The organism is Halosegnis marinus (assembly GCF_029338355.1).
GTDB classification, from domain to species: Archaea; Halobacteriota; Halobacteria; order Halobacteriales; family Haloarculaceae; genus Halosegnis; species Halosegnis marinus.
Genome location: NZ_CP119802.1, coordinates 2,411,120 through 2,425,902, shown reverse-complemented (window position 1 = coordinate 2,425,902; position 14,783 = coordinate 2,411,120). Strand labels below are relative to the sequence as shown.

Sequence of the window (14,783 nt, the reverse complement as noted above, 5' to 3'; positions counted from 1 at the left end):
TGCGGCAGAACGGACACCGCACGCGGAGCCCCGGCTACCGGGGTTCCGTCCCGGCGAGCGACCGCCGGGCCGCACACCGAGGGCATCCCTCGTTCACCAGCCCGTCGTAGGTCCGCTCGCAGTCGCCACAGGTTCGGAGGTCCGTCATTACCTGGAGGTATCAGCCGGGGGTGTAATAGCTATGGCCTGATTACCCCTCCCGACGACCGTCGCTTGCGGGACGGCGTTGCGCGCCCTCGACGCCCCGGCTGCGGAGCTGAGGCTTGCGAAAATGTGAAGAACGGAATGGGGCCGGAGGGATTTGAACCCCCGATCGACTGATATCTCCGGTGCGCGCCTCGGTCCTCCAGAGGGTCGTCAACACGGGCGATGATCAGTCGCCCGCTCGGTATATCAGTCTGGAGTGTCGTCACCGGGCGCGTGGCCTCTGGAGTCAGTCGCCATGCCTGGCTTGGCCACAGCCCCTCGCCTCTGCGTATGTCGATTCGTCCTAAAGGGGTTTCGATTCACCCCCTCCCCGTTAAGCGTCGGGCGCCCCATTCGCGGGTATGGAGGAGGTGCCCGTCACGGTGCGCGCGGAGGGTCGCGAGGAGACGCTGTCCGTGGAACGCGGGGCGAATCTCCGGCGAGCATTGCTCGCCGCCGGGTTCGAGGTGTACGCCCCCGCGGCGCGGGTCGCCAACTGCGGCGGCCGGGGGCTGTGTGCGACCTGCGGGGTCCGCGTCGAAACGGGAGACGGAGCCCCGGCCGACGCCGACCACTGGCACGACCGGCTGGCGGCGCGCTACGGCTACCCGCGGCTGTCGTGTCAGCTCACGGTCGAGGAGCCGCTGACGGTGGAGATACCGGAGAAACGCTACTGGGGCCAGCTACTGCCGCGTTAGTCGTCGCGCTCGCTCCACGAGCACTCCTGGCACTTGTAGCCGGTGACGAACGCCGTGACCGAGGGCATGTAGCCCACGCTCACGACGTCGCCGCCGCACTCGGGGCAGTCGTGGTCGGCGTCCTCGATGCCCTCAGCGTCCATCACGCGCTCGCCCTCGACCAGTTCGGCGAGCTTCTTCGGCGTCACCATCCGCCCCTCGACGACACGGTTGTCGGCCATAGCGTGAGGGAGCGAGCGACGCCCCTAAGCGTTGTCCTCGCGGCTCACAGCCACGGGGCGCGGTCGCCGCCCATGCGCCGGTCCGAGCCGGACGACTCCTCCTCGTAGTCGTCGTCCACCTCGTCGGCCTCCGCGTCCGACGCGACAGCGCCGTCGCCGCCGTCGGTGGCGGGCGACGCCTCGGGGGGGCTCGACGCGTTGTCCTTCTCCGCGACCGGCGACCCGCCGGGGTCGAGCGCGAGCAGCGACGTGACCGCGAGGACGGCCAGCGCGATGGGCGCGTCCGTCCGGATGACGTCGAGGATGGTCAGCGGGAGGACGCCGAGCGCGACGGCGCTCCCGAACCGGAAGCGGTCGATGTCGACGTTGCCGCGGAGCCACGGGCCGAAGACGGCCACCGAGAGGGCGAAGGAGACGCCCACGCCGGCGGCGGCGACGCCGCGGGCCACGTCCATGGGGTCCGCGATGAGCGCGAACTGGAAGCCCGAGGGGTCGAACGAGGCGACCAGCCCCAGCCCCACGATGACGCCGGGCGAAGGGAGGTACTCGCCGACCGTGGCGGAGGCGGTCTTCGCGGCGATAGCGAGGATGACGAGCGCGGCGAACCGCTCGAACGTGGCCGTGTCGAGCGCCGACTCGATGGTCGGGGCGACGGCCGTCTCGACGGCGGCGACGAGCATCACGCCCGCGCCGACGACGAGCACCGCGCCGATCTGCTCGCGGCGGGTCCCCTCCATCTCCGCGAGGACGACCGCGAGGGTGGCGGAGCCGCCGAAGACGAGCAGTCCCACCTCGATGATACCCAGAACCGAGGAGAGCGCGCCCGCGAGCACGAGGGCGGGGAAGATGCCGTCCACGAGCGGCAGCCCCATGACCGTGGCGAGGAGCTTCGTCCCCTCGCCCACCTGTCGCTCTAGGCGTGCGGCTATCGGGTGTTGGGAGACGCTCATTCAGGGGTGTTGGCGATACCCCGTCGCCGGTGGGTGGTCTGCGTCGCGATAGCCGAGCGCGGACGCGAGCCGTCCGCCCAGCCAGTCGAACGCGAACCGTGCCGCAAATCCGAACATCGCTGTTTTTGTCGAGTTGCCGGAGGAGAGGTTCGTCTGGCCGGCAAGGCGCGACGCGATGGGACTTGCGACGTCCATACTACGAAATACCTCGTACTTCGTATAAGCGTTGTGTGAGATACGGACACAGGGAACGACCGAACGGCCGGCTTCGCGCCGCTCCGGCGGCGTCCGGGACGCGAAACCGGACGACGATGTACGAACGTCCACATCGGTGCCGGAATCCGGACGGTTGTGTGTCCGTGTACCGTGGCCCCGTCCCACGGGCGCTTCCCCTTCTCGGAACGTTTTTCATCCGCGCTCACACACCGTTTATATGGCGGAGGACTCACCGTTCTCGCGGAAACTCGACGTACCGGAGGCACTGACGTTCGACGACGTACTCCTGCGACCGATGGAGTCGCGCGTCGAGCCGGACGAGGCCGACACCGCGACCCGCGTGTCGCGCACCGTCGAACTCAACGTCCCGGTGCTCTCGGCGGCGATGGACACCGTCACCGAGGCCGAACTGGCGACGGAGATGGCTCGACAGGGCGGGCTGGGCGTCCTCCACCGGAACATGGACGTCGAGGAGACGGCCGCACACGTCGAGCAGGTGAAGCGCGCGGACGAACTCGTCATCCGCGACGTGGTGACCGCGTCGCCGGACATGACCGTCGAGGCGGTCGACCGCCTGATGGGGCGGGCGGGCGTCTCCGGCGCGCCGGTCGTGAACGACGACGACGAGGTGCTCGGCATCATCTCGGGCACCGACATCCGGCCGTACATCGGCATCGCCGAGGACGACCTCGTCCGCGACGCGATGACCGACGACGTCATCACCGCGGCCGAGGGCATCGAGGCGCGCGAGGCGCTCGAACTCATGTACGAGCACAAGGTCGAGCGCGTCCCCATCGTGGACGACGAGGACCGGCTCACCGGCCTCGTGACGATGCGCGGCATCCTCTCGCGCCGGGAGTACGACGACGCGGCCCGCGACGAACAGGGTCGCCTCCTCGTCGGGGTCGCGGTCGGCCCGTTCGAGACGGACCGCGCCGTCGCCGCCGACGAGGCCGGCGCGGACGTGCTGTTCATCGACTGTGCGCACGCACACAACCTCAACGTCCTCGACTCGGCGCGGGAGATCAAGGCCGAGGTGGCGGCGGACGTAGTCGTCGGCAACGTCGGGACGCGCGAGGCCGCGGAAGCCGCCGTCGACTTCGCCGACGGGCTGAAGGTCGGCATCGGGCCCGGCTCCATCTGTACCACGCGGGTCGTCTCGGGCGCCGGGATGCCCCAGATAACGGCCGTCTCCGAGGTCGCGGACGTGGCCGCGCCCGAGGACGTGCCGGTCATCGCGGACGGCGGCATCCGCTACTCCGGCGACGCCATCAAGGCCATCGCGGCGGGCGCCGACGCCGTCATGCTCGGCTCCTACTTCGCCGGCACCGACGAGGCCCCCGGCCGCGTCATCACGATGCAGGGCAAGAAGTACAAGCAATACCGCGGGATGGGCAGCGTCGGCGCGATGTCCGAGGGCGGCGGCGACCGCTACCTGAAGGACGCCGACGAGGACGAGGACTTCGTCCCCGAGGGCGTCGAGGCCGCCACCCCGTACAAGGGGTCGCTCGAGTCCGAACTCCACCAGCTCGTCGGCGGGATGCGCTCGGGGATGGGCTACGTCGGCGCGGACACGATTCCGGGGTTCAAGGAGCGCGCGGAGTTCGTCCGCGTCTCCTCGGCCGGCCAGACGGAGGGCCACCCCCACGACGTGATGATCACCGACGAGGCGCCCAACTACTCGCCGCAGGAGTAGTCGACGTCCCGTCCGACGGGGTAGCCGGCACATAACTACGCCCGCCCGCCGCGCAGGACCGGTCGCTGCGTGCGAACCGCAGTGTCATGCGCGAGGGCATCCGGTCGGGGTCCGGGGAGCCCCGACGCCTGTTCTTTCGCCCGGCGCGGACCTGTCGACTATCGTCCAAAAACGGATTTCAGCGTGAGCTTATGCGCCACAGACCGCTACGTGACCGTGTCGGTGTCGCGGCCGTAGTTGAGGGCCGCCTCCGACCACCGTGGGACGCCGGGGGGAGCCGACGGCGCTTCGGGGCGCCCCCGGCCCGATGCCCGACGGGACGCGGGTTATGCCGACCATAACTAACATCCACGGGGGTATCCGTCCGGACGCCCCCCGGGAGTGGGGCGCACGTGACCGTCCGACGGGGGTCCTGGGGACACCCCCGCAACCGCTGACACCGCGGCGGGCCGCTCGCTTGTCGTCCCGCCGCGGCTTCTTCGACCGGAGCGGTCGCTTCGGGGATACCGTTCGTCCGAGAAGCGGGCCGAGAGGGATTTGAACCCTCGACCGACTGGTTAAGAGCCAGTCGCTCTCCCTGGCTGAGCTATCGGCCCGGGCGTCTCCGGGTAGCGGAGGCCGGCGCATATACCTTGCGTTTCGGCGCAGTCGTGCGGTTCCGGGCCGTACGCCGGCGAGGGAGGGAGGTTAAGTGAGAGGCCCCCGCAGGACCGGTATCATGAGCAGCGGTATCTCGATGGCCTCGATGTCCACCTACGCCATCCTCGGCTGTGGCAGCGTCGGCCACGCCGTCGCGGAGGCGCTGGTCGGGGAGGGGAAGGACGTCCTCATCCTCGACAAGGACGAGGGCCGCGTCGAGGCGCTCCGCGACCAGGACCTCGACGCCCGCACGGCGGACATCGCGGAGCCGGAGGTGGCCGAGGCCGTCGCGGACCGCGACGTCATCCTCGTGCTCGCCTCCGACGTGGAGGCGAACAAGGCCGCGGTCGGGAACATCCGCGAGCACGGCGACGACCACTTCATCGTCGTGCGCGCCTCCGACCCGGTCACCGCGGACGAACTCACCGAGCTCGGCGTCGACGTCGTCATCAACCCCTCGGCGGTCATCGCCGACTCCGCGCTGCGCGCGCTCGAAACCGGCGAACTGGAGTACAAGGCCGAACAGCTGGCCGGCGTCATCGACGACACCGAGCGCCGCATGGCCATCCTCGCGCACCGCTCGCCGGACCCCGACTCCATCGCGTCGGCCGTCGCCCTCCAGGCCATCGCCGAGTCCCGCGGCATCGAGGCTGACATCCTCTACGACGGGGAGATCGGTCACCAGGAGAACCGCGCGTTCGTGAACCTCTTCGGCATCGAACTGTCGCCCCTCTCCGAGGTCGACCTCGACAACTACGACACCGTCGCGCTGGTCGACCACGCCAAGACCTCCGAACCCTCCGTGACGGAGGGGGTGGACATCTTCATCGACCGCTTCGAGCCGGAGATCGACTACGACGCCCGCTTCACGGACGTGCGGCCGAACGTCTCCTCCACCTCGACCATCCTCACGAAGTACATCCAGGAGTTCGACCTGAACCTCTCGGCGGACGTGGCGACCGCGCTGCTGTACGGCATCCGCGCCGAGACCCTCGACTTCAAGCGCGACACCACCCCGGCGGACCTCACCGCCGCGGCGTACCTCTACCCGTTCGCGGACCACGACACGCTCGAACAGGTGGAGTCGCCGTCGATGAGCCCCGAGACGCTCGACGTGCTGGCGGAGGCCATCCGGAACCGCGACGTGAAGGGGAGCCACCTCGTCTCGAACGCCGGCTTCATCCGCAACCGCGAGGCGCTCTCGGAGGCCGCCCAACACCTCCTCAATCTGGAGGGCATCACCACGACGGCCGTGTTCGCCATCGCGGACGACACCATCTACCTCGCCGCCCGGTCGAAGGACATCCGCATGAACATCGGCTCCGTCCTCGACGACGGCTTCGGCGACATCGGCGAGGTGGTCGGCCACTCGACGGACGCCTCCGTCGAGATACCGCTCGGCATCTTCACCGGCATCGAGGCGAACGAGGACAACCGCGAGACGCTGCTCTCCCTAGTGCGCGAGGCCGTGAAGGGGAAGCTGTTCTCCGCGATGGGCGTCGAGTCCGGCGGCGAGTCCGGGAACGGCTCCTGACCGACGACACCGTTTTGCCCCGGCGCGCGAAGGAGAGGGCGTGCAGGTCACCGTCCGCGGCTACCCGTTCGACCTCGACGAGCGGTTCCTCGATGCCCCGCCCGAGAAGGTCCGCGAGCAGGTGGCCGCCTACGGGGCCGGCGAGCGGACGGCGTTCGACCTCGGCGTGGCGCTCCCCGAGGGACTCCTCGGGGAGGTGATGGCCGCGATGCTGGCGATCCCGTACGGCGAGACGCGAACGTACGGCGACCTCGCCGCGGAACTCGACACCGGCGCCGTCGCCGTCGGGCAGGCCTGCGGCTCGAACCCCGTCCCCGTGGTCGTACCGTGTCACCGCGTCGTCGGGACGGACTCGCTCGGCGGCTTCTCGGCCGCCGGCGGCCCGGCGGCGAAGCGGGCGCTGCTCGACCACGAGCGCGGCCAACAGAAACTGAGCGCCTACTAGGCCGGCGCTTCCTCGCCCTCCTCGGTCTTCATCCGTTCCACCACGTCGTTCACGATGATGACGTCCCCGACGGCGCGCACCCAACGGTACGGGAGGATGACGCCGCGGGCGCCGGCCGCCCGGCCGGCGAAGAGGTCGTCGTTCAGCGAGGCGAGCGCGAGCCCGGTCACGGACTCCGCGTCGAGGTCGAGCCGGAGGTCCTCGACCTGACCCACGAAGACCCCGTTCTTGGAGTACACCTCCCGGCCGACGAGCGAGGTGATCTCCTGTGGCACGTCGTCGTTCATACGCGCCGGGAGTGGGGCCGTTTCCTTAACACTGCCGGCGTCCGTCCGACGTGCGTCTGCCGCCTCGGCCGTCTCAGCCGTCCGTGGCGGCCGGCGTCGCCACCGGCTCCGCCTCCGCCCAGTGACGCTCGAAGCGGTCCCGGCCGTACGCGACCGCGGCGGGCGCGTCGTTCTCGACGTACGCGCGCGGCCCGCCGTCGGCGTACACGAGCAGGCCGAGCACGGCGTCGTCGCCGCGGTCGAAGGTCGCCAGCGAGAACGCCGGCGGGTCAGCGAGTTCGCGTATCTCGGCCCGGCCGGTGGCGACGGCGTCGGTCACGGTGTCGCCGTGGCCCGCGACGAGCCGCTCGGCGACGCCCGGCGCGACCCCGAGCCGGAGCCGCGTCCCGCCCTCGACGACCGCGTCGTGGACGGCCTCGACGTAGCGCGGCCCGACGGCCGTCGAGAGCAGGTCGATGCTGTCGGCCTCGGCGACGAGTTCGAGGTGGCGGTCCCCCGGCCGGTACGGGGTCGTTCGGTCCGAGACGGTGGTCGTCGCGCCGACGAGGGCCGCGGGTTCGATATCCGCGTCCGCCGGGAGCGCGTCGAGCGCGTCACGGGCCTCGAACACCCCCGCGGCCCGCCGTTCGAGGGTACGGTACTCCTCGAAGACGAGTCTGCCGGCGAGCGTCAGCCCGTATCCGCCGTCGCGACGCTCGACGACCCCCTCGGCCTCCAGCCGTCTCACCGCCCGGTCGACGGTCGAGCGCGACACGTCGAGCGCGTCCACGAGGTCGCACTTCGCCGCCGGCGATCCGTGGAGCGCGGAGACGAGCGGCTCGCGCCGGGCGACCACCGGGAGCAGGTCGGCGACGTCCGTCATTGGTGACACGTGCCACGACGCGCGCATAAACCTTCGTTCATCCCCCGAGGCCACTTCAACGGCCGGTGGTTTGATACCCGATGCCCGAACCGTGCACGGTCGCGTCGGAGAGTGAACTGAAACCCCGTACCGCCGAACCGAGGGTGCCGGGACGCCTCTGACACCCCCGGCCGCGGCACGGACTCGCCCGGTCCGCGCCGCGTTCGGCCGTGCCGCCCGCACGGCCCGCTCGGGTCGCCCGCCCGGGCGTTTCGCATCCTACCAGTCGCCGACCACCGGGTTCGCCGGCTCCCGCCCCATCAGGACTCGGGCCACGTCGGCCGCGACCCCCTGCGCGCACTCCTCGACCGCGCGCTCGGAGTACCAGCCGGTGTGGGGCGTGTACACGACGTTCGGGTGGTCGGTCGGGAGCGCCGCGGGCGGCTCCTCGGCCAACACGTCGAGGCCCGCGCCCGCGAGCCGGCCGGTGTCGAGCGCCGCCGCGAGCGCCGACTCGTCGACCACGCCCCCGCGACCCGTGTTCACGAGGACGGCCCCGTCGGGGAGGAGGGCGAACGCGTCGGCGTCGAACAGCCCGGCCGTCTCCCCGGTGAGCGGCGCGTGGACGGCGACGGCCGACGACCGCCGGCAGAGCTCCTCGAAGCCGACCTTCGCGGCGCCGTGGCGGTCCATGGTTTCGGCGCCGACGTACGGGTCGTACGCGAGGAGGTCCGCGCCGAACGCCGACAGGAGGTCGGCCTGCCGGCGCGCGATGTCGCCGAACGAGACGAGCCCGACCGTCGCCTCCGAGAGGCGACCGACTCGCCGTTCCTCGCGGCGGCTCCACTCCCCGCCCCGGACGGCCGCGTCCGCGGGCCGGAGGTCGCGCCACACGGCCAGCAGGAGCGCGAGGTTGTGGGTCGCCACCTCCTCGACGCAGTAGTCGGGGACGTTCACGACGGGGACGCCCAGCCGCTCGGCCGCGTCGAGGTCGATGTTGTCCACGCCGATGCCGGCGCGCGCGACGACCCGCACGGGCGTCTCGACGAACACCCGTTCCGTCACCTCGGTCCCGGCGTCCACGACGAGCGCGTCCGCACCCGCCGCGGCCGCGACCAGCGCGTCCGTCGTGTCGGGCGAGACCGCCCGCACGTCGGCGTCGAAGCCGCGCCACGTGAACGCCTCGGGCAGCACCTCGGCCGTCTTGCCGTCCGTCGTGACGACGCGGTGGCTCATAGCCGCGGTTCGGCCGCCGGTCACTTAACGACGGTCGGTGAGAACTCCCCTCGCTCCCCCGGCCGCCGACCGGCCCGGGTCGGAAGAGGGTGGTGTGCACACCCTCGTGGTGACACTACGGAGCCGAACGGCTCCACACAGTATTTGTTACACACTCACATGAATCCACACGGTCGTTTATCGGCTCGGGGGGTGAACGTCGGGGTATGTACGACACGATACTGGTCCCGACGGACGGCAGCGAGGTGGCGGTGCGCGCGGCACGCGAGGCGTTCGACCTCGCGCGGGCGACGGGCGCGACGGTCCACGTGGTCTTCGTGGTCGACGAGTCGGCGTCCTCCTTCCTCCTCTCGGGCGACTCGATGGCTCAGGTCCTCGACGCGCTGGAGGCCGAGGGCGAGTCGGCCGTCGAGCGCGCCCTCGCCGCGGCCGGCGACGTTCCCACCGAGACGACCGTCGTCCGCGGCATGAAGGTCAGCGAGGCCATCGAGGAGTACGTCGACCGTCACGGCATCGACCTCGTCGTGATGGGGACGCGCGGCCGCCACGGCGTCGACCACCTGCTCGGCTCCACGACCGAACGGGTCCTCGCCAACGTCGGTGTGCCGACGCTCGTCGTCGGGGACGACGCCGCGGACGAGGTCTGACTACTCGGCGACGGCCGCCGGCCGGCCGCCCGACAGCTCGCGGAGCTCCGCCGGCGCGAGCGGAAACACCGCTTCGGGGGTCCCCGCCGCGGCCCACACGCGGTCGTGTGCGAGCAGCGTCTCGTCCAGCAGTACGGGGAGGTCGGCCGCGTGACAGAACGGCGGGACGCCCCCGATGGACCAGCCGACCGTCGCGCTGATGTCGTCCGCGTCGGCCATCCGCGCCGACGGGACGCCGAGTTCGGCGGCGACGGCGTCCATGTCCACCCGGTTCGCGCCGCTCGTCACGACGACGGCCAGCCCGTCGTCCGTCTCCACGACGATGGAGGAGGCGATCTGCGCGACGTCACAGCCGACGGCCGCCGCGGCGTCCGCCGCCGTCTTGGTTCCGTCGGGGAACTCCTCGACCTCGGGGTCGAAGCCGTAGCGGTCGCGTGCCTGTTCGCGGAACTCCGCGGCGCGGGGGTGCATACCGGGCGGTGCACCGGCCACGGTATAAACGGTCGGCGTCGCCGCCACAAGGGCTATCCCGGCCCGGTCCGGCGACGGAACGATGAGGCGACGCACCCTCCTCGGCACGGCGGCCGCGGGCGCCGCCGCGCTGGTCGCCGGCTGTACCGGAACCGGGTCGGACCCGGGCAACGGGTCGGACGGCGACCCGACGGATTCCCCGAACGCGACGGCGACCGGGGGTGGCGACGGCGACTACCGGGTCGCGAACCGGACGTTCTCCGTCACGTCCGTCGAGTGTTCCACCCCGGCCTCGCGCGTGAGCGGGAGCATCGACCCCGAATCCCCCGCGCCCGGCGCCGCGGAGTCCACCGTCACCCTGACGGGGACGCTGGAGGGCCGAAACGGCTGTGAGTCCGCCCGCCTCGCCTCGTTCGAGCGGGGCCCGGACGGCGGTACCATGGCCGTCGGCGTGGAGACGTACGTGCCGGAGGAGGACGAGGGACTGGCCTGTACGCAGTGTCTCACGGCCATCGACTACGAACTCGCGGTCGTCGTCCGCGGCGGCCGCCCCGGCGAGGTCGCGGTGACCCACGACGGCGAGGCCGCGGGTACCGTCACCTTCGCGGAGTAATCAGCTCCCGGCGTCGCCGGTCTCCGCGACGCGGTCGCCGTACTTCGCGAGCGACTCGTCGAGCGCCGCGCCCGCGTCCACGCCGAGGTCGTCACACAGCGCCAGCAGCGCGAACAGCGCGTCCCCGAGTTCGTCGCGCTTCACGTCGAACGCGTCGGGGTCGGCCCCGTAGCCGGTCGCGTCGTTCGCGTCCGCCGCCAGTTCGCCCACCTCGGCCGCGAGGTCGAGCAGGCGGTAGGCGGGCGGACACTCCATGTCGTTCTCGGCGACGAAACGGGCGACGCGTTCCTGTTCGTCCATAGTCGGTGCCCCGGGTCGCGGGGCAAGAAGGGTTCGGTCCGGGGCCTCGTCCACGACTCGACCTGCCGTTTCTCGCGGTCTCGTCGCTGGTTCGAGGCGCTCGCTCCGCTCACGCCTCCCGTTTCTCGAACATCGCGTCGGCCTTCCACCGGATGACCGGCTCGCCGTCCACCAGCCCCGTGAGTTGGTTGTGGACGGTGCCGATGGGACCGTCGCCGGGGTCGGTGTCGAGCACCTCCAGCCGGCAGGTGAGCGTGTCTCCGGGACGCACCGGGCGTATCCACTTCAGTTCGCGCACGCCGCGGGCGCCGGCGCTCGCGGCCTCCGAGAGGTGGTTGTCCACGAGCATCCGCATACACAACGAGGCGGTGTGCCAGCCGGAGGCGATGAGGCCGCCGAACTGGGACCGCTCGGCCGCCTCCTCGTCGACGTGGAACGGCTGGGGGTCGAACTGCTCGGCGAAGTCGAGTATCTCCTCGCGCGTGACGGTGTGGGAGCCGAACTCCATCGTGTCGCCGACCGCCATGTCCTCGAAGTAGTCCATACCCGTCCCTGTCACACCGGCACCGTAAGCGTGTCGCGGACCGACAGCCGGAAGTGGGTCCCCGGCGCGCCCCTCCGCATGGACTCCCGCGACGGCTGGCTCTACGGATGGGCGGTCGGCTACGCCGCCGTCGGCGCCGCGTCGCTGCTCGTCCCCCTGTACGCGCTCGCACTGGGGGGCGACGCGACGCTCGTCGGCCTCCTCGCCGCCGCCGCGGCCTTCGCCGGCGTCCCCGGTGCGGTGCTGTGGGGCGGACTCGCCGGCCGGACCCGCCGTCGGCGACCGTTCCTGCTCGTCTCGCTCGGGGCGACGGCGCTCGTCCTCGCCGCGGCGGCGCTCGTCACGGAGCCGTGGCTCCTCCTGGCCGTGAACGCCGGGCTGTGGTTCGCCGTCTCCGCGGCCGCGCCCGTCCTCAACCTCGTGATGGTGGACGGCGTCCCCGAGCGCGAGTGGGAGGCCCGCATCGGGCTGTTGAACGCGTACCAGGGGTACGGCTGGGTCGCCGGCCTCGCGCTCGGCACGGTCTGGACCGCGCTCGCGCCGCGGTTCCTCGGCGAGGTGAACGCGCTCCGGACACTGTTCGCGCTCCTCGCCGTCGGCGCCGCCGCGGGCGGCCTGCTCGTCTATCGCCGCTACCCCGACCCCGTTCGCCTCTCGGAGGCGTACTTCCGGCGCGTGTACCGGCGGCTCTCTCGCGACGGCTGGGGCGCCGGCCGCGTCCTCCGTACGGTCCCGTACGGACCGAGCCGCGTCTACTGGGGGCTGGCGACGCTCCGCCGCGGCCGGGTGGCCGAACTCGCTTCCCCGCTCGGCCGCTACCTCGCCGCGGTGACGCTCTTCTCCGTCGGGTTCGCCGTGTTCTGGGGCCCGATGCCGGCGTACCTCGCCGTCGAGGGTATCTCGGACGGAACCACGTTTCTGCTCTTTCTCGTCGGTAACCTCGGCTCCGCGGTCACCTACTCGCGGGTCGGCGCCGTCTCGGAGCGGGTCGGCCCGGCGCCGGCACAGGCCGCCGCGCTCGCGGCCCGCGTGGTTCTGTTCCCGCTCGTCGGGGTCGTCGGGAGCATCGCGCTCGGGGCGCCGGCGCTCGCCGTCTGCTTCGCGCTCATCGGGGTGACGTGGGCGGTTATCGCGGTCACCACGACGAGCCTCGTCACGCGGCTGGCGATGCCCACACAGCGCGGCGAGGCGTTCGGCGCACAGGCGGCGCTCGTCGGGGTTGGCGGGGGACTCGGCTCCGTGGCGGGCGGCGCGCTCGCGGACGGGGTCGGCTACGTCACGACGTTCGGCGTCGCCGCCGCCGTCGTTCTCGCCGGGGCGCTCGCGCTGCTCGCGACGGGCGGGCGGGGCGCGAGGACCGACGCGCCGGCCAGCCCCGACGGGGGGCGGCAGTGACCCGCTACGCCGCGGTCTCCTCGTCCGAGAACAGGTCGTCCAGCCGCGACGAGACGAGGTAGTAGGCCAGCCCCGCGACGGCGACGAACGCGACGGCGCCTTTCAGTCCGTACTCCTCGTAGCTCCACTTCAGCCCGCGACCGAACAGCTTGTAGACTTCGACCATACCCCGTCGTCGTCGCCGGGCGGCATAGTACCACGGGGATTTACCCGCGGCGACCGAGGCGCCGGTATGGACCGGACCGTCGCCGCCTGTCAGGTCGAGGTGGCCGACCTCGACCCGGACGCGAACGTCGCGCGGGTCGCGGACCGGCTGGCCGGCCTCCCCGACGCCGTCGACGTCGCGCTGTTCCCCGAACTCGGACTGACGGGGTTCGTCCCGGACGACCGGGCGCGCGAGGCCGCGCTCCGACTCGACGGCCCCGTCCTCGACCGGGTGCGCGAACACGCCGCCGCGACCGACACCGCCGTCGTCGTCGGCTTTGCCGAGGAGCGCGACGGCGCGTACCACAACACCGCGGCCTACGTCGCCCCGGACGGGGAGACGACCCCGTACCGGAAGCGCCACCTGTGGGGCGGCGAGTCGGCGGTGTTCGAGCCGGGCGAGGAGTACGTCGTCGTCGAGACGCCCGCCGGGCCGACGGGCCTCGTCACCTGCTACGACCTGAACTCCGCGCGCGACAGCGTCGCCTTCCTCGACCGGGGCGTCGAGGCGCTGTTCGTCGTCGGGGCGTGGCCCGCGACGCACGCGCCGAACTGGAAGCTCCTCGTCCGGGCGCGCGCCCTCGACGGGGTCCGGTGGGTCGTCGCCTGTGGCCGCACCGGCAGGAAGGAAGTGCCCGACGCGCGCGTCGCGGAGTACGCGGGTCGCTCGCTCGTCGCGCGTCCCGACGGGGTGGTCGCGGCCGAACTCGCCCACGCGCCGGACGACCTCGTGGCGACGCTCGACCGCGACGTGCTGGCCGCACAGCGGGACCTCGTCGGCGTCGAGGTGCCCGGTTCCGTTCCCGAGGGCTAAACATTACTTTTCATTCGCAGAAGAAAGATTCCCCTGTTGCCAACGGTTAAGTTCCCGGCGCGAGTACTAGAGAGCGTATGAGCACCCACGAGGAGCAGCTACGGCAGCGGAGCGGCGAGATCGAGGAGAACGCGCTGCGGCTCGACGAGGGGAAGGCCGAGCAGGTCGTCGACGCGCTCAACACCGACCTCGCGGCCGCGTACGTCGCCTACCACCAGGTGAAGAAGCACCACTGGAACGTCGAGGGGTCGGAGTTCCGCGACATCCACGTGTATCTCGGCGAGGTGGCCGCGGACCTGGAGGCCGCGGCCGACGAGTTCGCGGAGCGCGCGCAGGCGCTCGGCGGCGTGCCGCTCTCCGGCGGCGCGGCGTTCGAGGACCACGCCCCCGTCGAGCCGGAGGGCGAGGACGTCTACGACATCCGCACGTCGCTCGCCCACGACATGGCGATGTTCGGCGACGTCATCGAGACGCTGCGCGACCACATCGCGCTGGTCGAGGGCTTCGGCGACTACACGACGGGCGAAACCCTCCGTCGGAACCTCGAAACGATGGAGGAGCACGCCCACCACTTCCAGCACTACCTGGAGGACGACACGCTCGTCACCGAGGAGTCGCTCCGGTAGGAGAGCCGGTTTCTTTCGTCGTCGCGCGTCAGTCGTCGCAGGGGACCGTGTAGTCGGTCGCGATCCACGCCTCGGAGTTGCCCGGTTCCGTGTACACGGTCCGGTCCGGGGAGGTACAGTGAACGGCGAGGTCGACCGGGCGCTGGTCCTCGCGCCGGTCCCCGCCCTGTGAGTCCATATCCGATTTTAGGCGAGCCTAACGATTAAAGGGTTCCGGCGG

The 14,783-nt window shown here is 71.6% G+C and carries 20 protein-coding genes and 2 tRNA genes; 9 read left to right on the top strand and 13 right to left on the bottom strand.

Annotated features, from left to right (window positions below):
* Positions 1-286: 286 nt before the first annotated feature.
* Positions 287-465 (bottom strand) — tRNA-Trp (locus tag P2T37_RS13510).
* An 83-nt stretch (positions 466-548) separates the two neighbouring features.
* Here P2T37_RS13510 and P2T37_RS13505 point away from each other — a divergent pair.
* Positions 549-884: a 2Fe-2S iron-sulfur cluster-binding protein gene (locus P2T37_RS13505; RefSeq protein ID WP_276234484.1), complete on the top strand. Its 336-nt coding sequence runs from the start codon at positions 549-551 to the stop codon at positions 882-884.
* On the opposite strand, the gene P2T37_RS13500 is transcribed toward P2T37_RS13505, so the two are convergent.
* From P2T37_RS13500 to P2T37_RS13490, 3 genes are read right to left on the bottom strand one after another with little or no spacing between them, the layout of a single operon-like run.
* Entirely contained in the window at positions 881-1,105 is a 225-nt protein-coding gene (locus tag P2T37_RS13500; protein WP_276234483.1) for a DUF5795 family protein, read from the bottom strand. The two genes, P2T37_RS13505 and P2T37_RS13500, sit on opposite strands and share 4 nt — an antisense overlap.
* Before the next feature lie 44 nt (positions 1,106-1,149).
* A complete protein-coding gene (locus P2T37_RS13495; protein WP_276234482.1) occupies positions 1,150-2,055 on the bottom strand; it encodes a DUF5794 domain-containing protein in 906 nt (301 codons plus the stop codon).
* Positions 2,056-2,250, bottom strand: coding sequence for a DUF8099 family protein (locus tag P2T37_RS13490; protein WP_276234481.1), 195 nt, complete (start codon positions 2,248-2,250; stop codon positions 2,056-2,058).
* 238 nt (positions 2,251-2,488) lie between these two features.
* On the opposite strand from P2T37_RS13490, the gene guaB reads away from it, so the two are divergent.
* A complete protein-coding gene (gene guaB, locus P2T37_RS13485) occupies positions 2,489-3,967 on the top strand; it encodes an IMP dehydrogenase (RefSeq protein ID WP_276234480.1) in 1,479 nt (492 codons plus the stop codon).
* A 522-nt stretch (positions 3,968-4,489) separates the two neighbouring features.
* Here guaB and P2T37_RS13480 read toward each other — a convergent pair.
* Positions 4,490-4,563 (bottom strand) — tRNA-Lys (locus P2T37_RS13480).
* 122 nt (positions 4,564-4,685) lie between these two features.
* Between P2T37_RS13480 and P2T37_RS13475 the strand changes: the two genes are divergently transcribed.
* Both P2T37_RS13475 and P2T37_RS13470 read left to right on the top strand, forming a co-directional pair.
* Positions 4,686-6,140 (top strand): DHH family phosphoesterase, encoded by a 1,455-nt coding sequence (locus P2T37_RS13475; protein WP_276234479.1) that lies wholly within the window; start codon positions 4,686-4,688, stop codon positions 6,138-6,140.
* Positions 6,141-6,180: 40 nt separating this feature from the next.
* Positions 6,181-6,585 (top strand): methylated-DNA--[protein]-cysteine S-methyltransferase, encoded by a 405-nt coding sequence (locus P2T37_RS13470; RefSeq protein ID WP_276234478.1) that lies wholly within the window; start codon positions 6,181-6,183, stop codon positions 6,583-6,585.
* Here the strand turns inward: P2T37_RS13470 and P2T37_RS13465 are convergent.
* The 3 genes from P2T37_RS13465 to P2T37_RS13455 form a co-directional block, all read right to left on the bottom strand.
* Positions 6,582-6,872 carry a PRC-barrel domain-containing protein gene (locus tag P2T37_RS13465; protein WP_276234477.1) on the bottom strand — a complete coding sequence of 97 codons (291 nt, stop codon included), beginning with the start codon at positions 6,870-6,872 and terminating at the stop codon, positions 6,582-6,584. The genes P2T37_RS13470 and P2T37_RS13465 overlap by 4 nt on opposite strands.
* Positions 6,873-6,945: 73 nt before the next feature.
* Positions 6,946-7,734 carry a helix-turn-helix transcriptional regulator gene (locus P2T37_RS13460; RefSeq protein ID WP_276234476.1) on the bottom strand — a complete coding sequence of 263 codons (789 nt, stop codon included), beginning with the start codon at positions 7,732-7,734 and terminating at the stop codon, positions 6,946-6,948.
* A 258-nt stretch (positions 7,735-7,992) separates the two neighbouring features.
* Positions 7,993-8,949: a C-terminal binding protein gene (locus P2T37_RS13455; RefSeq protein WP_276234475.1), complete on the bottom strand. Its 957-nt coding sequence runs from the start codon at positions 8,947-8,949 to the stop codon at positions 7,993-7,995.
* 206 nt (positions 8,950-9,155) lie between these two features.
* Between P2T37_RS13455 and P2T37_RS13450 the strand changes: the two genes are divergently transcribed.
* On the top strand, positions 9,156-9,596 hold the full coding sequence (locus P2T37_RS13450) for a universal stress protein (protein ID WP_276234474.1): 441 nt from the start codon (positions 9,156-9,158) through the stop codon (positions 9,594-9,596).
* Here P2T37_RS13450 and P2T37_RS13445 read toward each other — a convergent pair whose 3' ends face one another.
* Entirely contained in the window at positions 9,597-10,067 is a 471-nt protein-coding gene (locus tag P2T37_RS13445) for a YbaK/EbsC family protein (protein WP_276234473.1), read from the bottom strand.
* An 82-nt stretch (positions 10,068-10,149) separates the two neighbouring features.
* Between P2T37_RS13445 and P2T37_RS13440 the strand changes: the two genes are divergently transcribed.
* Positions 10,150-10,680, top strand: a complete 531-nt coding sequence (locus P2T37_RS13440) for a hypothetical protein (RefSeq protein WP_276234472.1) — start codon at positions 10,150-10,152, stop codon at positions 10,678-10,680.
* Here P2T37_RS13440 and P2T37_RS13435 read toward each other — a convergent pair whose 3' ends face one another.
* Together P2T37_RS13435 and P2T37_RS13430 are read right to left on the bottom strand one after the other, a co-directional pair.
* Entirely contained in the window at positions 10,681-10,980 is a 300-nt protein-coding gene (locus tag P2T37_RS13435) for a MazG-like family protein (protein ID WP_276234471.1), read from the bottom strand.
* 109 nt (positions 10,981-11,089) lie between these two features.
* Positions 11,090-11,524: a MaoC family dehydratase gene (locus tag P2T37_RS13430; protein ID WP_276234470.1), complete on the bottom strand. Its 435-nt coding sequence runs from the start codon at positions 11,522-11,524 to the stop codon at positions 11,090-11,092.
* A gap of 78 nt (positions 11,525-11,602) precedes the next feature.
* On the opposite strand from P2T37_RS13430, the gene P2T37_RS13425 reads away from it, so the two are divergent.
* Positions 11,603-12,919: an MFS transporter gene (locus P2T37_RS13425; RefSeq protein WP_276234469.1), complete on the top strand. Its 1,317-nt coding sequence runs from the start codon at positions 11,603-11,605 to the stop codon at positions 12,917-12,919.
* 4 nt (positions 12,920-12,923) lie between these two features.
* Here P2T37_RS13425 and P2T37_RS13420 read toward each other — a convergent pair whose 3' ends face one another.
* Positions 12,924-13,085 carry a hypothetical protein gene (locus P2T37_RS13420; RefSeq protein WP_276234468.1) on the bottom strand — a complete coding sequence of 54 codons (162 nt, stop codon included), beginning with the start codon at positions 13,083-13,085 and terminating at the stop codon, positions 12,924-12,926.
* Between the two features lie 66 nt (positions 13,086-13,151).
* Here P2T37_RS13420 and P2T37_RS13415 point away from each other — a divergent pair, with 66 nt between their 5' ends.
* Positions 13,152-13,937, top strand: a complete 786-nt coding sequence (locus P2T37_RS13415) for a carbon-nitrogen hydrolase family protein (protein WP_276234467.1) — start codon at positions 13,152-13,154, stop codon at positions 13,935-13,937.
* A 77-nt stretch (positions 13,938-14,014) separates the two neighbouring features.
* Positions 14,015-14,563, top strand: coding sequence for a DNA starvation/stationary phase protection protein DpsA (gene dpsA / locus P2T37_RS13410; protein WP_276234466.1), 549 nt, complete (start codon positions 14,015-14,017; stop codon positions 14,561-14,563).
* Positions 14,564-14,591: 28 nt separating this feature from the next.
* On the opposite strand, the gene P2T37_RS13405 is transcribed toward dpsA, so the two are convergent.
* Positions 14,592-14,741 (bottom strand): hypothetical protein, encoded by a 150-nt coding sequence (locus tag P2T37_RS13405; RefSeq protein WP_276234465.1) that lies wholly within the window; start codon positions 14,739-14,741, stop codon positions 14,592-14,594.
* Positions 14,742-14,783 lie beyond the last annotated feature (42 nt).